Genomic DNA, 13161 nt, shown 5'->3' on the forward strand with positions numbered 1-13161 from the left:
GCATCGTCTCGTGCCAGCGCATCATGTCGGATCAGCGCATCATGTCGGATCAGCGGAGTCGCGCGAGGTGGTGCTGGCGGTGGACATCGGCGGCACGAAGATGTCGGCGGCCCTCGCCGATCGTGGCGACATGTTGCTGTGCACCGAGACGGCGCCCACGCGAGCAGCGGAAGGACCGGCGGCGGTCGTCTCGACCGTCGCCGGTCTGGCGCAGAGACTTCTCGACGGATCACCCGCGCGTCTCTCGGGCGTCGGGATCGGCGCGGCCGGGGTCGTGAACGCCGTCACCGGCACGATCGTCTCGGCGACCGACACCTTCGCCGACTGGCCGGGCACCCCCGTCGCCGAGCTGGTGCGCGAGGCGCTGGGCGACCTGCTGGTGCCCCGCGCCCCGGTCGTCGTGCAGAACGACGTCGACGCGCATGCCGAGGGCGAGTACCGGCACGGGGCGGCGGCCGGTGCGGCCAGCGTGCTCGTCGTCGCCGTGGGAACCGGTGTCGGGGCGGGGCTCATCCTCGACGGCAGCGCCGTGCGCGGCGCACACCACGTCGCCGGCGAGATCGCCCACCTGCCGACCCCGGGGGCCGAGCATCTGCGCTGCCCCTGCGGTCGCATGGGGCATCTCGAGGCCATCGGCTCCGGCATCGGTCTGCACGCGCACTTCCGGTGGCTGGGCGGGGATCCGCACATCATCGACGCCCGCGGGGTCGCAGCCGCCGCAGCCGACGGCGACCCGATCGCCATCCGTGCAATCGGAGAGTCCGCCGCTGCCGTCGGGCGCGCGCTCGCCGGCGCCGCGACCATCCTCGACCCGGAGCGCATTGTGATCACCGGGGGAGTGCCGAAGATCGGCGACGCATGGTGGACGCCGATGCTGAGCGCGTACGCGGACGACGCCATCGATGCACTGCAGTCCACTCCGATCCTGCCGGGCGCGCTCGGTGACGACGCGCCCCTGCGGGGCGCCGCAGCATCCGCCTGGAGGGCGATATGACATCCATCGACATCCTCGACCGGCTGCGAGGGGGCCTCATCGTCTCGTGCCAGGCCTACCCCGGCGAGGCGATGCGCGATCCCCGCACCATGGCGCAGGTCGCGCAGGCGGCGGTCGTCGGCGGAGCCGCCGGCATCCGGGTGCAGGGCCTCGACGACATCAGAGCCGTCGCCGGGATGACCGTGCCGGTGATCGGGCTCTGGAAGGACGGCGACGCCGACGTCTTCATCACCCCGACGCTCGAGCACGCCAAGGCGGTCGCTGACGCAGGTGCCGACATCGTCGCGATCGACGGGACCCGCAGGCCCAGGCCGGACGGCAAGAGCCTCGCCGAGACGGTCGCGGCGCTCCGCGAGCACACGGACGCCCTGATCATGGCCGACTGCGGCTCGCTCGACGACGCCCTGGCGGCCGAGCGGGCCGGCGTCGACATCCTCGGCACGACGCTCTCGGGCTACACGGCCGAGCGCCCGAAGACCGAGGGGCCGGATCTCGAGCTGATCTCGCTCCTCGCCGCCCGCTGCAGCACCCCGATCATGGCGGAGGGGCGGATCCACTCGCCTGCGCAGGCGGCTGCAGCGGCCGCCGCCGGGGCGTTCGCCGTGTGCGTCGGCACCGCGATCACCCACCCGGCGACCATCACGTCATGGTTCGTCGCCGCACTCACCGAGGAGAGCTGATGGACGTCGTCATCGCACCCGAAGCCCAGATCGGCGAGATCGTCGCCGACGACATCGCCGCCCTGATCGCAGCTCGGCCGGATGCCGTGCTCGGCCTCGCGACGGGATCGAGTCCGCTGCGCATCTATGACGCGGTCGCCGAGCGCGTCGAGCGCGGGGAGCTCTCCCTCGCGCGCGCTCGGGGGTTCATGCTCGACGAGTATGTCGGACTGCCCCTGGGACATCCGTGCCGCTACAGCACGGTGATCGACGAGGACTTCGTCTCGCGCGTGGATCTCGCCCCCGGCGCGATGCGCGGGCCGGACGGTGACGCCGCTGATCTCGACGCGGCGTGTGCCGGCTACGAGAAGTCGATCCGCGATGCCGGCGGTGTCGACCTGCAGATCCTGGGCATCGGCACGGACGGGCATATCGCGTTCAACGAGCCCGGCTCGTCGCTGGCGTCGAGGACCCGAGTGAAGACGCTCACCGCACAGACCCGTGAAGACAACGCCCGTTTCTTCGGCGGCGACGTCGACGCGGTGCCGTATCACTGCCTCACGCAGGGGCTCGGCACGATCATGGACGCGCGACGCATCGTGCTCGTCGCGACCGGTGAGGCGAAGGCAGAGGCCGTCGCGCAGCTCGTCGAAGGGGCGGTGTCGGCCCGATGGCCCGCGACGATCCTGCAACACCACCGACGCGTCACCGTGCTCGTCGATGACGCGGCCGCGTCGCGGCTCGCGCTCGCCGAGTACTACCGGCACACTCAGGCGCACCGCCACCTGGTGTCATGAACGAGCCGCTCGCACCGCTGCTGGTCAGCTCCTACGCGGTGTCTCCCGCGCACGCGACCTGGGATCCCGATCTCGAGGCCGAACTCCTGCCCGCGCTCTGCGCGCTGCCCGATGTCGTAGGGCTCGAGGTGCCGTGGATCGGGGGCCTGCACCCTCATGATCCGGGGTGGTTCCTCCGCCACGTGCCTGCCGCGGCCGAGCTCGCGGTGACCCCGCTGCCATGGGTGATGAAGCGGTGTGCGGCCGACGCCCGCTACGGCATCGCCTCCCCGGATGAGGACGGGCGTCGCGCCGCCATCGCCGACCTGCGCGCAGTCGCCCGAGACGTGCGGCGGATCGACCACGACACCGATGCGTCGGTCGCTCTGGTCGCGCTCCACACCGCTCCGCAGGGGGGAGGAGATCGAGCGCATCTGGCGGCATCGCTCGCCGAGATCACCGGATGGGACTGGGCGGGAGCGCGGCTCGTCATCGAGCACTGCGACGCCGCGGTGCCGGGTCACCCGTGGGAGAAGGGCTTCCTGACGCTGGACGACGAGCTCGGCGCGATGCTCTCGCTCGACGCTCCGCTGGCGCTCTGGCTGAACTGGGGTCGCTCGGTGATCGAGACGCGCGACGCCGACGCGGTGACCGGGCAGATCGCGGATGCGGCGGCGACCGGTCGGCTCGCCGGGCTGACGTTCTCGGGGTCGGCAGCGATCGACGGCCCCTATGGCCCAGCCTGGACGGACGGGCACCTGCCGCTCGCGGCAGCGGATCCCGCATCCGGTTCGCTGTTGGATGCGGCCCATGCCGCCGCCGCGCTCGCCTCCGCCGGTCAGGTCGAGCGACTCGGGCTGAAGGTCAGTCGACGGCCGGGAGACACGACGGCGGAAGATGTCATCCGGACGGTCGACGACAATCTGCGCGCGTTGAGGGCGGCTGCCCGCGCGTGAACCCGGTCTCCGCGCTTTCTACGCAGCACGCTCCCGCACGGCAGGCCGGGTGAGGCGCGGGATCAGCGAGGGCGTGCTCTCGCGGTACTCGATGTAGTCGGCGCGGTCGCCCCACTTCTTCTCGGCGCGGGCCTCGAGCAGCGGGATGCCGCTCACGCGCGTGAGCAGCAGGATGACGAAGAGCGGCGAGAGGATCGCGACCCACTGCCATCCGGCGAGCACGGGTGCGGCGGTGAGGAAGACGCCGACCCAGATCACGATCTCGCCGAAGTAGTTGGGGTGGCGCGAACGCGACCACAGTCCGGTGCGGATGAACTCGTCCTTGTGACGCGGGTCGGCGCGGAAAGCGGACTTCTGCGCGTCGGCGACGATCTCGATGGTCATCCCGGCCACCCACACGATGATGCCCACGACGGTCAGCCATCCGATGGGCGCTCGTGAGGCGGCATCCGTGCTGATCGCGATCCACGCCGCTGCCACCGTGATCGACACCCACGCGCCCTGGATCACCCACACCTGCAGGAAGCGCACCGGCGATCCCTTGATCTCGTCGAAGCGGCCGTCGGATCCGGCTTTGTGCACGCGCATCGCGAGGAACGATCCGAGGCGTGCCGCCCACAGGATCACCATCGCCGCGAGAATCCAGCTGCGGGCATCTGGCATGGGCGTCATCAGCACGAGGGCCACGGAGATGGCGAGGAAGGTGAGGCTGCCGGTGAGGTCGAAGAACCGCTCGGTGCGCAGAAGCATCGCGGGGATGAAGGCGAGGATCTGGATCGCGAAGACCGCGGCGACGGCGATGGCGAACAGCGGGATGCCGCCGACGGTCGCGCCGCCCTGGCTGCCGGCGAGTGCGACGAGGGCGCCGATGACGAGGGCGACGATGATCGCGATCAGCGAGGACCGGGATGACTTCGGTGCGGAGGAAGTGGGGGAGGACATGGTGTTCTTTCCGGTTGTCAGAGGTAGAGGTCTTCGACGGTGAGGGCTGCGCGATGCAGCACGACGCTCCGCTTGAGCTTCATGGTCGGGGTGACGAGTCCGCGGTCGTCGAGGTCGGCGAACACGACGCTGAAACGGCGCACCTGCTCGCTGCGAGCGACGAGCGCGTTGGCGGCGTCGACGGTGCGCTGCAGGCGGGCGCGCAGCGTCGGCTCGGTCACGGCGCGGATGTCGGTCTCGGCGAGGAGAGGGATGCTGAGGCCTTCGGCATCCGCCCATGCCACGGTCTGCTCGGGGTCGAGCACGAGAAGCGCCGAGAGATACGGCTTGCCCTCGCCCACCATCACCGCGTGCGAGACGAGCGGATCCGCCTCGACCGCGCTCTCCCAGCGCGTCGGCACCACCGTCTTGCCGTTCGAGGTCACGATCACGTCTTTGAGTCGGCCTTCGAGGAAGAGCCGGCCCTGGTCGTCGAGGCGCCCGAGGTCGCCCGTCCGGAAGAATCCGTCGATGAAGGCGCCGTCGTCGTGCGCGGGGTTGCGGTAGCCGCTGAAGACGCCGAGCCCGCGGGCCAGCACCTCTCCTTCGTCGCTGATGCGCACCGTGAGTCCCGGAAGCGGCGAGCCGACGCTGCCCGACGCGATGCGACCGGGCAGGTTGCCGGTGAGGGGCGCGGTCGTCTCGGTCAGGCCGTAGCCCTCGATGACAGGGACGCCGATGCCGCGGAAGAAGAGCGACAGCTCCGAGTCGAGCGCTGCTCCGCCGGAGAGGATGTAGCCGACCCGCCCGCCCATCACAGCGCGGAGGCGGCGGTAGAAGACGGCGTCGTAGAGGCGGTGACGCAGGCGCAGCCCGAGGCTCGTTCCGGGGGCGAGGCCCGCGTCGACCCGCTCGGCACGCCGGCCCCACGCGATCGCCGTCGTCCGAGCCTTCTCCCACACGGCGGTGAGACCCTTGTCGGACGCCTTGGCGGCGGCTGCCGCCTCGATCTTCTGCAGCACGCGCGGCACGACGACGAGGAATGTCGGGCGCAGCGTGTCGAGGGTCGCGACGACGGTCGACGGGTCGGACAGATGCGCGATGCGCATCCCGCTGGCGAGGCAGATCAGCTGCAGGCCGCGCGCGAGCACGTGGGCCAGGGGCAGGAAGATGACGGTGTTGCCCTGCTCGTTCACGATCTCGCGGTAGGCGGCGGCGATGTTGAGCACCTGCCCGAGGAAGTTCCGGTGCGTGAGCACGACCCCCTTCGGCTCGCCCGTGGTGCCCGAGGTGTAGACGATGGTGGCGGGGTCGTCCTGCGTGGCGGACGCCCTGCGTGCCTCGAGCTCCTCGTCGGTGACGGCGGCGCCCCGCGCCACCAGATCGGAGAGCGTGCCGGACACTGCGGCATCCATCGTCCAGGCGCCGAGCGTGATCCGCTCCGTGTGGGTGAGTGCGGACTGCAGCAGCACCGCGTGCATCGAGGTGCCGCCGATGGCCAGACGCACATCCGCGTCCGCGATGATCGCGTTCACCTGCGTGGGCGAGGACGTCTCGTAGATCGGCACGACGACAGCGCCGGCGTACCAGGCGGCGAGGTCGGCGACGGCCCACTCGTAACGAGTCGGAGCCATGATCGCGATGGCATCACCGGCCCGCACGCCCTGGGCGATGAAGCCCTTGGCCAGAGCGCGCACCTGGCCGAGGAACTCGAGGGTCGTGATCGGGCGCCACGCGTCACCGACATTCGCTCCCTTGACCTCGAAGGCGACGTGGTCGGGAGCGGCGGTGACTCGCGCGACCAGCAGGTCGGTGACGTTGCGGTACCCGTCGAGGTCGGCGAGCGGCGGGGTCGACGATTCGAGCATCGGAACTCCTCTCGGGCGCACGAGAACGGGCCCATCTGCTCCTGTTCGGAGCGGAGGAGGAAACGGATGGCAAGAGAAAACCCCCGGGCGAGCCGGGGGTCCTGTGGAGGGGCTGACGGGAATCGAACCCGCGCTATCTGCTTGGGAAGCAGAAGTTCTGCCATTGAACTACAGCCCCGTACCCGCATCCGAGGAGCGGGTGAACGCAAGCCTACCCGCCTGATCCGTCATGGCCAAAGTGTCGGCGGCGTGTGCCAACTAGGCTGGGGCCGTGCTTCTCAGCGACCGCGACATCAGAGCAGAACTCGCCTCCGGCCACATCGGTCTGGATCCGCACGAGCCGGAGATGATCCAGCCGTCGAGCATCGACGTGCGGCTGGACCGGTACTTCCGTCTCTTCGACAATCACAAGTACCCGTTCATCGACCCGTCGGTCGATCAGCCGGAGCTGACTCGGCTGATCGAGGTCGACCCCGACGAGCCGTTCATCCTGCACCCGGGCGAGTTCGCGCTCGGTGCCACGTTCGAGCAGGTCTCCCTGGCCGATGACATCGCAGCCCGCCTCGAGGGCAAGTCGTCGCTCGGTCGCCTGGGGCTGATCACGCACTCGACCGCCGGCTTCATCGACCCCGGGTTCACGGGGCACGTGACGCTCGAGCTCGCGAATGTCGCGACGCTGCCGATCAAGCTGTGGCCCGGAATGAAGATCGGTCAGCTGTGCTTCTTCCGGCTGACGTCGCCGGCCGAGAACCCGTACGGTTCGGGCCCGTACGGCAACCGCTACCAGGGGCAGCGCGGACCGACCGCATCCCGCTCGTTCCAGAACTTCCACAAGACGGACGTCGGCACGACCGACGTCGGAGCCGTAGGGGGCTGAGATGAGCAGTGACAGCAGAGATCCGTACATCCGACCGGAGGATGCTGTCATTCCGCCGCCTCCGCCCGAGTCCGAGGTTCCGGATGCGGTGATCCCGCCGCCTCCCGCGGAGTCCGAGATTCCGGATGCCGTCATTCCGCCGCCTCCGACCGAGGCGATGCTTCCCAGCACTCGCCGGTCGCGGCCCAAGCCGGCGATCCTCACGGGCGATCAGCCGGCGCCGGTGGCCGACGACTGGGCGCAGCCGTCGGTGGCACCTGAGGTGCCGACCTCCGGGGGATACCGCGCGCTGTCGGCGGTGATCTTCGGATTCCTCATCGTGCTGCTCGCGGCGGCGATCGCCGGTGCGGTCTACCTCGGCACGACGGTGTCGTTCGCGCAGTCGGCGGGTGCCCCGGATGTCGCCGCCGCCGCCGCGACTCTGTGGCGTGGGTGAGCTGCGACGCGACCCTGAGGTCGACGCCGCGTACGTGACGGTGGGCGCAGCGATCGCGGATGGCGAGGTCGCGAGAACCGTCGCGGTGAACCTGCCCGACGACATCTCCGGTGAGCTGTTTCTCGACTTCGATCGCGACGGCCACCTGCTCGGCATCGAGATTCTCGGTGCCTCCCGGTTGCTCCACCCGGAAGAACCGGGCGCCTGACCTTCGCGCCGTGCGACGCGTCGGCCGACGCGCTGTCACGCACGGACTTCGCGGCCGTGCGACCTCTCGGCCGAGAGTGGCGCCAGTGCTTCCCTCAGCGTCTTTTCGAGGCCCAGATGTATGCGGGCACTGCGACTCCGACGACGACGACATGCATGACCATGAGCCCGATGACGGCGCTCACCGTCGTTCCCGGGATGAAGCGGAGAACGAGCAGCAGGACGTCGGGGATGAACGACGCCACGGTCACGATCGGCACGAGGATCGAGAGCGTGCGGCGGTGGTTGCGGGCGCGGCGGCGCACGAGCGACCAGCCGATCCAGCCGACGACGATGCCCAGAGTCGTGAACAGAGCATAGGCGGGCAGTGTCAGCGGCCCGTATGTCGCCGGAGCGCCGGCAGCCACTGCGAGGGGGGCCACGACGGAGTTCGTCGCGATGGCCACGGCGATGGCGGCGGTGAGGATGAGTGCGGTGCGCAACCGGGATCCGGTGGTGCGCCGGTCTGCGCGGACGGCGGTGGTGACCATGACGGCTCCTTGGAGTGTGGTTCGGATATACGGTACCGAGTAGTACCGGATATAAACGGTACTGCTCGATACCGGAATGTACAATGGGTCCGATGAGCGCAGATGCGATGACCAGACCGGCGGGGCGTCCTCGTGACCCCGGCGTGGAGGCGTCGATTCTCGAGGCGGTGCAGGATCTGCTGATCGAGAGCGGCTACGCCGGCACGACGATCGGCGCCGTGGCAGAGCGCGCCCGCTGCGGGCGTTCCGCGATCTACCGCCGATGGGAGACGAAGGCCGAGCTCGTCGTGGCAGCGGTCGGTGCGCTGCAGGTCGCTGCCGAGGTGCCGGACACGGGCACCCTCCGCGAGGATCTCCTCGCTGCGGCGATGCACTTCGCGAGGGCGGATGACCGCACGGCCGGCGTGCTCGCCAGCATCCTGAGCGAGATCGGACGCGACGACGAGCTGCGCGACATCGCCTATCGAGTGGTCGGCGGACCGCCCGTCGCGGCGCTCACGGCAGTGATCGAGCGATGGATCGAGCGGGGCGAGGTGCGTGCGGACGCTCCGGTCGCGCTCATCGCCGGCCTCGTGCCGACGGCGGCGTTCGGCAGCGTCAGCCTGCGGCGGCGCGCACTCGAATCGGATGCGGTGGTGCAGCTCGTCGACGAGGTCGTTCTGCCCGCTCTGCGCTAGGCGCCTCTCCGCAGCTCGCGACGGGGTCGGCGCTGTTCTCCTGGCGTGAGCTGCCTCGGGGTGCGGTTCCGACGCGCGGGAACGCCCCGTGCGCCGAAGCGAACGGGGCGTTCTGGGTGCAGCGGATGCGGGTGTGACGCCTCAGGCGTCGCGGCCGCGGGAGAAGCCGGCGTCGAAGCCGCGCTCGTAGGCGTGCTGCGCCGCGCGGGCGACGCGGTGCTCGCCGTGGCGCACGTCTCCGAACCCACCGTGACCGTGACCACCATGGCGGTGGTCGCGGTCTTCCGCGATGTCACGCGGGTGGCCGTGGTGGCCGTGGTGTGAGCGGCGTGCGTCCGCGAAGCGGTCGTGGCCCGGGTGTCCGCGGTGACCGCACCCGCGGCGGCGGAACTCGGCATCCGATTCGTGGTCGTGCTCGTGCTCGGACGCGAAGTCGGGTGCGACACCGTGATCGCGTCCGAACGGGTGTCGGTGGTGGCGGCCGAAACCGCGCCCCGGGGCGAATCCGGGTCCGAAACCGTGGCGGCCGAAGCCGCGGCGACGGCCGCGTCCACGAGGAAGCGGCGTCTGCTCGTCCCAGCCGAACGCGCGAGCGATCTGCTCGAGCGTGGCCAGTGTGGTCTCGAGGTCTTCGGGTCCGACCGCGTCGGTGACCTTGGCGCGGATGCCGTCGACGACGGCACTGAGGCGGTCTTTCGCCGCGCGGCCGTCGTCGGTGAGCGTCCAGCCGCGGTTGCTGTCGGTGTCGGCGACGACCCAGCCGCGCTCGACCAGGCTGTGCAGCTTGTGTGCGTTGAGGGGGCGGCGGGCCGGCGCGGTGCCGTCGATGATGTTCAGCATCCGCCAGTCGCGGCGGCTTGCATGCTCGCCGTCGAAAGCGGAGTCGAACTCGGCCGCCATCAGGCGGTCGACGGCCTTCAGCCAATAGCCGAAGGGGCGGGAGGTGCTGTCTGTGTTCTGAGTGTCAGAGGTGTTCATGGGTGGAGTCCTTAGATGTCATGGAGCATGTGCTTGTCACTATGCATGTATATGTAGTATGACATGTAGTGCAGATCCATGTCAAGTCGCATGTAAAATCAATTTGTGAGCGCCGCAGAGAACGACCCCGCCGAGGCCATCGCCCGCGCCCTGTCGCGCCTTCGCGGAAGGCGCCCCGGCGACCGTGGTCGCGGATCGCGAGGGATGGGCGGGCCGCACGGCTGGCACGGCGGACCCCACCCTGACCACTTCGAGCAGGGGAGTCACGGACGCGGGCACCCTGTGCACCCCGGCATGCCACCGTGGGCGAACGACCCGTCCGGACGCTTCGGCGGCCCGGCGCGGATGCGGATGCTCGAGGCGCTCGCCGCGGCATCCGCTCCTCTCAGCGTCAGTGATCTCGGCGCGGCGATCGGAGTCGATCAGCCCCGGGCCTCGCGGCTCGTGCAACAGGGGGTCGCTCACGGTTTCGTGCGCCGCGAGGCCGACCCCGACGACGCGCGGCGCACGCGCATCGCGTTGACGGACGAAGGGCGCAAGGTCGCTCGGGGCATGCGCGGCGAGCGGCGGGAGGCGCTCGGCAAGGCGCTCGCCGCATTCACGGATGAGGAGCGCGATCAGCTCGCGACGCTGCTGAACAAGCTCGCCGACAACTGGGAGAACTGACTGGCGTGTGGCGGTACTGGCGGTCGGTGTGGGTAGGCGCTCGCCGGTGTTCCGGAATGCATGTCCAGTGTTCCGGAATATGCTTCTGACCTGGCCGAAAAGAGGCTGACTTCAGGGCTCGAATGTCGGTGGCCCCGTGTGTGATGGAGTCATGTCATCCCGCACTCGTGCCCTTCTCGATCAGGTCGTCTCCGACCTCGATCAGGTGCTGTCCGACGACGCGCTCGCGGGGCTTACGGATGCAGAACGGGTCGAGGTGCTGCAGGCTGCGAGCGCGGCGTTCCGGCGGGTCGAAGCCGTGGTGGTCGAGACGATCGCCGCAGGGGATGCGGTGGACTTCCCGCATGCCACGGGGTGCCGCACTCAGAACGAACTGCTGCAGCGCACCCTGCTGACAGACGTGCGAGAGGCGACGCGCGTCGGCAAGGTGGTCGCTCTGGTCCGCCGGGACGTGAATCTGGTGTCCGGCGATCGGCTGCCTGCTCGCTGGCCGGCGCTGCGGGAGGCGCTGCTCGATGGGGTGATCGGAGTCGCGGGGATGCTCGCCGCGACAGAGCCGATCGAGAAGGTGTCGCATCGCATCGGTGCCGCTGATCGGCTCGACGCCGACACGTGTCTCGCTCGCGCGGCTCGCGGCATCAGACCTGACGCCGAGGCGGGCCCCGACGGGGAGGTCCGTGGCCCGGCGCCCACACTCGATGAGCTGAAGCTGCTTGCTGAGACGCTGGTCGCGCTGCTCGACCCTGATGGAGACGGGCCGGGTGATGAGCCTGCCCGGCGTCGGGGGATAACCCTCGGGCGGGTGCGAGACGGGCTGCGGTCGATCAAGGGATACCTGACGCCCGAGGTCGCCGCGCAGTTGGAGCTGATCCTCGATGCGCTGAACAACCCCAAGGGGGACGGGCCGCCGATGCCCGGCGTCGCGTTCACGCCCGCGGCCGATCGCGGTGACGCGGAATCCGGCGATGCGGCAGACGGCGACGAGGATCCGTACAACTCCGATCCGCGTGCCGTCATCGATGACCGCACGCCGGCGCAGAAGCGTCATGATGCTCTCGCCGCGGCATTGGCGATCGCCGCCCGTCATCGAGATATGCCCGCACTCGGAGGCGCCGCGCCGGTGCTGGTCGTGACGGTGGATGCGAACGACCTCGTGAACGGCACCGGGCGTGCGAGCGTCAGCGGTGCGTGGGGGCAACTGCCTCTGAGTGTCGCCTCCCACGTCGGATGCTCCGGCACCATCCAGCGAGTTCTCCTCGACGAGGGTCGGATCATCGGGATCACGACGACCGATCGGGTGTTCACCGTGCATCAACGTCGCGCGATCATCGCCCGCGACAGAGAATGCCTCATCCCCGGGTGCCATGTCCCGGCATCATGGTGCGAGATCCATCACGTCACCGAACACGCCAGGGGCGGGCCGACGCATACCGACAACGGGGTGCCGTTGTGCTGGTGGCACCACCGGAGTCTGGGAACGTCCGGGTGGGAGATCCGGATGAATGACGGCATTCCGCAGGTGCGAGGGCCGAGGTGGTGGGACCCCGCACAGCAATGGCGCACCCCAAGACTCAGCGCCTCGGCGCAGGGCAGAACGCGGCGGCCGCCCGTCTTCGCGCGTGCCGGATGAACTCTTCACGTGTGCCGGATGAACTCAGACAGCTGCCCCGAACTCGAGGGACTCCTCGTCGTCGACCGACAGCGACAGCACCACCGTCTCGACGACGTCGTGCGCCTCGATCTGCCGCTCGATCGCGCGCAGGCTTCGAGCCACATCGTGCTCGCGCGCGTCACCGGTCAGGTCGACCTCGGCGACGATGAACAGGCGGTTCGGGCCCACGTACTCGATGTGCAGATACGTGAGCCGCTGGATCTGCGGAGACGAGAGCAGCGCCCGCCCGACTCGATCATGCAGCGCGGGCGACGCGTTGGAGCCCACCAGAAACGCGATGTTGCGCCCGATGAGGATGACCGCCACGACGCCCAGCAGGATGCCGACGAGGATCGACCCGATCGCATCCCATGCGGCGACGCCGGTGACCTGGTGCATCGCGATCGCGCCGGCCGCGATCACGAGGCCGATCAGAGCCGCCAGGTCCTCGAAGAACACCGCCCGCAGCGTCGTGTCGCTGGTGTCGAGCACGTAGTCCCACGTCGACGATCCGCGCTCGCGTGCCAACCGTCGAGACTTCACCATCGCCTGCGTGAACGACGCGCCCTCGAGCACGAATGCGATGCCGAGCACGGTGTACGCGACGGTCGGGCTCTCGACCGGGCCGGTCTCGGACAGCTCTTGGACACCATGCATGATCGACACGATCGAGCCGGCGGTGAAGATGCCGAACGCCGCGATCAACGACCAGACGAACGCCGCGCGCCCGTAGCCCAGCGGATGCCGGGCATCCTTCGCCCGCGCACCACGGCGGTCGGCGATCAGGAGGAAGACCTCGTTGCCGGCATCCGCCCACGAGTGCGCGGCTTCGGCGACCATCGACGCGGAAGAGGTGATCACGGCCGCGACCGTCTTGGCGATCGCGACGAGGATGTTGGCGAGGAAAGCGATGATGACCGTCACGCGGTCAGGCTACTCCCGGGGCTACGACGTCCGCGGGCCAT

Annotated in this window: 15 protein-coding genes and 1 tRNA gene; 10 read left to right on the top strand and 6 right to left on the bottom strand. The window is 69.8% G+C overall.

Annotated elements, in window-relative coordinates; genetic code table 11:
- The first annotated feature begins 10 nt into the window (after window positions 1–10).
- From ACZZZF_RS12380 to ACZZZF_RS12395, 4 genes are read left to right on the top strand one after another with little or no spacing between them, the layout of a single operon-like run.
- Complete coding sequence (locus ACZZZF_RS12380; protein ID WP_400339085.1) at window positions 11–994, top strand: ROK family protein; 984 nt, start codon at window positions 11–13, stop codon at window positions 992–994.
- A complete protein-coding gene (locus ACZZZF_RS12385; RefSeq protein ID WP_400339082.1) occupies window positions 991–1674 on the top strand; it encodes an N-acetylmannosamine-6-phosphate 2-epimerase in 684 nt (227 codons plus the stop codon). The genes ACZZZF_RS12380 and ACZZZF_RS12385 overlap by 4 nt, the downstream gene beginning before the upstream one ends.
- On the top strand, window positions 1674–2450 hold the full coding sequence (gene nagB / locus ACZZZF_RS12390) for a glucosamine-6-phosphate deaminase (protein WP_463498551.1): 777 nt from the start codon (window positions 1674–1676) through the stop codon (window positions 2448–2450). The genes ACZZZF_RS12385 and nagB overlap by 1 nt, the downstream gene beginning before the upstream one ends.
- A complete protein-coding gene (locus ACZZZF_RS12395; protein ID WP_463498554.1) occupies window positions 2447–3385 on the top strand; it encodes a DUF4862 family protein in 939 nt (312 codons plus the stop codon). The genes nagB and ACZZZF_RS12395 overlap by 4 nt, the downstream gene beginning before the upstream one ends.
- A gap of 18 nt (window positions 3386–3403) precedes the next feature.
- Here ACZZZF_RS12395 and ACZZZF_RS12400 read toward each other — a convergent pair whose 3' ends face one another.
- The 3 genes from ACZZZF_RS12400 to ACZZZF_RS12410 form a co-directional block, all read right to left on the bottom strand.
- Entirely contained in the window at window positions 3404–4327 is a 924-nt protein-coding gene (locus tag ACZZZF_RS12400) for a DUF1295 domain-containing protein (RefSeq protein ID WP_463498557.1), read from the bottom strand.
- Window positions 4328–4344: 17 nt separating this feature from the next.
- Window positions 4345–6174 carry an AMP-dependent synthetase/ligase gene (locus ACZZZF_RS12405; protein ID WP_463498560.1) on the bottom strand — a complete coding sequence of 610 codons (1830 nt, stop codon included), beginning with the start codon at window positions 6172–6174 and terminating at the stop codon, window positions 4345–4347.
- Between the two features lie 104 nt (window positions 6175–6278).
- Window positions 6279–6352: transfer RNA gene (locus tag ACZZZF_RS12410), tRNA-Gly, on the bottom strand.
- 93 nt (window positions 6353–6445) lie between these two features.
- Between ACZZZF_RS12410 and dcd the strand changes: the two genes are divergently transcribed.
- From dcd to ACZZZF_RS12425, 3 genes are read left to right on the top strand one after another with little or no spacing between them, the layout of a single operon-like run.
- A complete protein-coding gene (dcd, locus tag ACZZZF_RS12415) occupies window positions 6446–7051 on the top strand; it encodes a dCTP deaminase (RefSeq protein ID WP_042536862.1) in 606 nt (201 codons plus the stop codon).
- 1 nt (window position 7052) lies between these two features.
- Complete coding sequence (locus ACZZZF_RS12420; RefSeq protein WP_463498563.1) at window positions 7053–7487, top strand: hypothetical protein; 435 nt, start codon at window positions 7053–7055, stop codon at window positions 7485–7487.
- Window positions 7480–7695, top strand: coding sequence for a DUF2283 domain-containing protein (locus ACZZZF_RS12425; protein WP_230100931.1), 216 nt, complete (start codon window positions 7480–7482; stop codon window positions 7693–7695). The genes ACZZZF_RS12420 and ACZZZF_RS12425 overlap by 8 nt, the downstream gene beginning before the upstream one ends.
- Window positions 7696–7789: 94 nt before the next feature.
- On the opposite strand, the gene ACZZZF_RS12430 is transcribed toward ACZZZF_RS12425, so the two are convergent.
- Window positions 7790–8224 (bottom strand): DUF6069 family protein, encoded by a 435-nt coding sequence (locus tag ACZZZF_RS12430; RefSeq protein WP_463498565.1) that lies wholly within the window; start codon window positions 8222–8224, stop codon window positions 7790–7792.
- Window positions 8225–8316: 92 nt separating this feature from the next.
- Here ACZZZF_RS12430 and ACZZZF_RS12435 point away from each other — a divergent pair, with 92 nt between their 5' ends.
- A complete protein-coding gene (locus tag ACZZZF_RS12435) occupies window positions 8317–8901 on the top strand; it encodes a TetR/AcrR family transcriptional regulator (RefSeq protein WP_295101196.1) in 585 nt (194 codons plus the stop codon).
- Here ACZZZF_RS12435 and ACZZZF_RS12440 read toward each other — a convergent pair.
- Window positions 8898–9584 (bottom strand): twin-arginine translocation signal domain-containing protein, encoded by a 687-nt coding sequence (locus tag ACZZZF_RS12440; protein ID WP_463499943.1) that lies wholly within the window; start codon window positions 9582–9584, stop codon window positions 8898–8900. The genes ACZZZF_RS12435 and ACZZZF_RS12440 overlap by 4 nt on opposite strands.
- Window positions 9585–9984: 400 nt before the next feature.
- Between ACZZZF_RS12440 and ACZZZF_RS12445 the strand changes: the two genes are divergently transcribed.
- Both ACZZZF_RS12445 and ACZZZF_RS12450 read left to right on the top strand, forming a co-directional pair.
- A complete protein-coding gene (locus ACZZZF_RS12445) occupies window positions 9985–10545 on the top strand; it encodes a MarR family winged helix-turn-helix transcriptional regulator (RefSeq protein ID WP_072592060.1) in 561 nt (186 codons plus the stop codon).
- A 151-nt stretch (window positions 10546–10696) separates the two neighbouring features.
- The gene (locus tag ACZZZF_RS12450) at window positions 10697–12175 is read left to right on the top strand and encodes an HNH endonuclease signature motif containing protein (protein ID WP_463498567.1); all 1479 of its coding nucleotides are present in this window, start codon (window positions 10697–10699) and stop codon (window positions 12173–12175) included.
- 24 nt (window positions 12176–12199) lie between these two features.
- Here ACZZZF_RS12450 and ACZZZF_RS12455 read toward each other — a convergent pair whose 3' ends face one another.
- The gene (locus ACZZZF_RS12455) at window positions 12200–13120 is read right to left on the bottom strand and encodes a cation diffusion facilitator family transporter (protein ID WP_463498569.1); all 921 of its coding nucleotides are present in this window, start codon (window positions 13118–13120) and stop codon (window positions 12200–12202) included.
- Between the last annotated feature and the right edge of the window lie 41 nt (window positions 13121–13161).

It is taken from the genome of Microbacterium sp. AC215 (assembly GCF_979258645.1).

Excerpts from the sequence above, each read along its gene's own strand:
- ACZZZF_RS12385 (WP_400339082.1), top strand. The coding sequence starts at position 991 with ATGACATCCATCGACATCCTCGACCGGCTGCGAGGGGGCCTCATCGTC.
- nagB (WP_463498551.1), top strand. The coding sequence starts at position 1,674 with ATGGACGTCGTCATCGCACCCGAAGCCCAGATCGGCGAGATCGTCGCC.
- ACZZZF_RS12395 (WP_463498554.1), top strand. The coding sequence starts at position 2,447 with ATGAACGAGCCGCTCGCACCGCTGCTGGTCAGCTCCTACGCGGTGTCT.
- ACZZZF_RS12400 (WP_463498557.1), bottom strand. The coding sequence starts at position 4,327 with ATGTCCTCCCCCACTTCCTCCGCACCGAAGTCATCCCGGTCCTCGCTG.
- ACZZZF_RS12405 (WP_463498560.1), bottom strand. The coding sequence starts at position 6,174 with ATGCTCGAATCGTCGACCCCGCCGCTCGCCGACCTCGACGGGTACCGC.
- ACZZZF_RS12420 (WP_463498563.1), top strand. The coding sequence starts at position 7,053 with ATGAGCAGTGACAGCAGAGATCCGTACATCCGACCGGAGGATGCTGTC.
- ACZZZF_RS12430 (WP_463498565.1), bottom strand. The coding sequence starts at position 8,224 with ATGGTCACCACCGCCGTCCGCGCAGACCGGCGCACCACCGGATCCCGG.
- ACZZZF_RS12435 (WP_295101196.1), top strand. The coding sequence starts at position 8,317 with ATGAGCGCAGATGCGATGACCAGACCGGCGGGGCGTCCTCGTGACCCC.
- ACZZZF_RS12450 (WP_463498567.1), top strand. The coding sequence starts at position 10,697 with ATGTCATCCCGCACTCGTGCCCTTCTCGATCAGGTCGTCTCCGACCTC.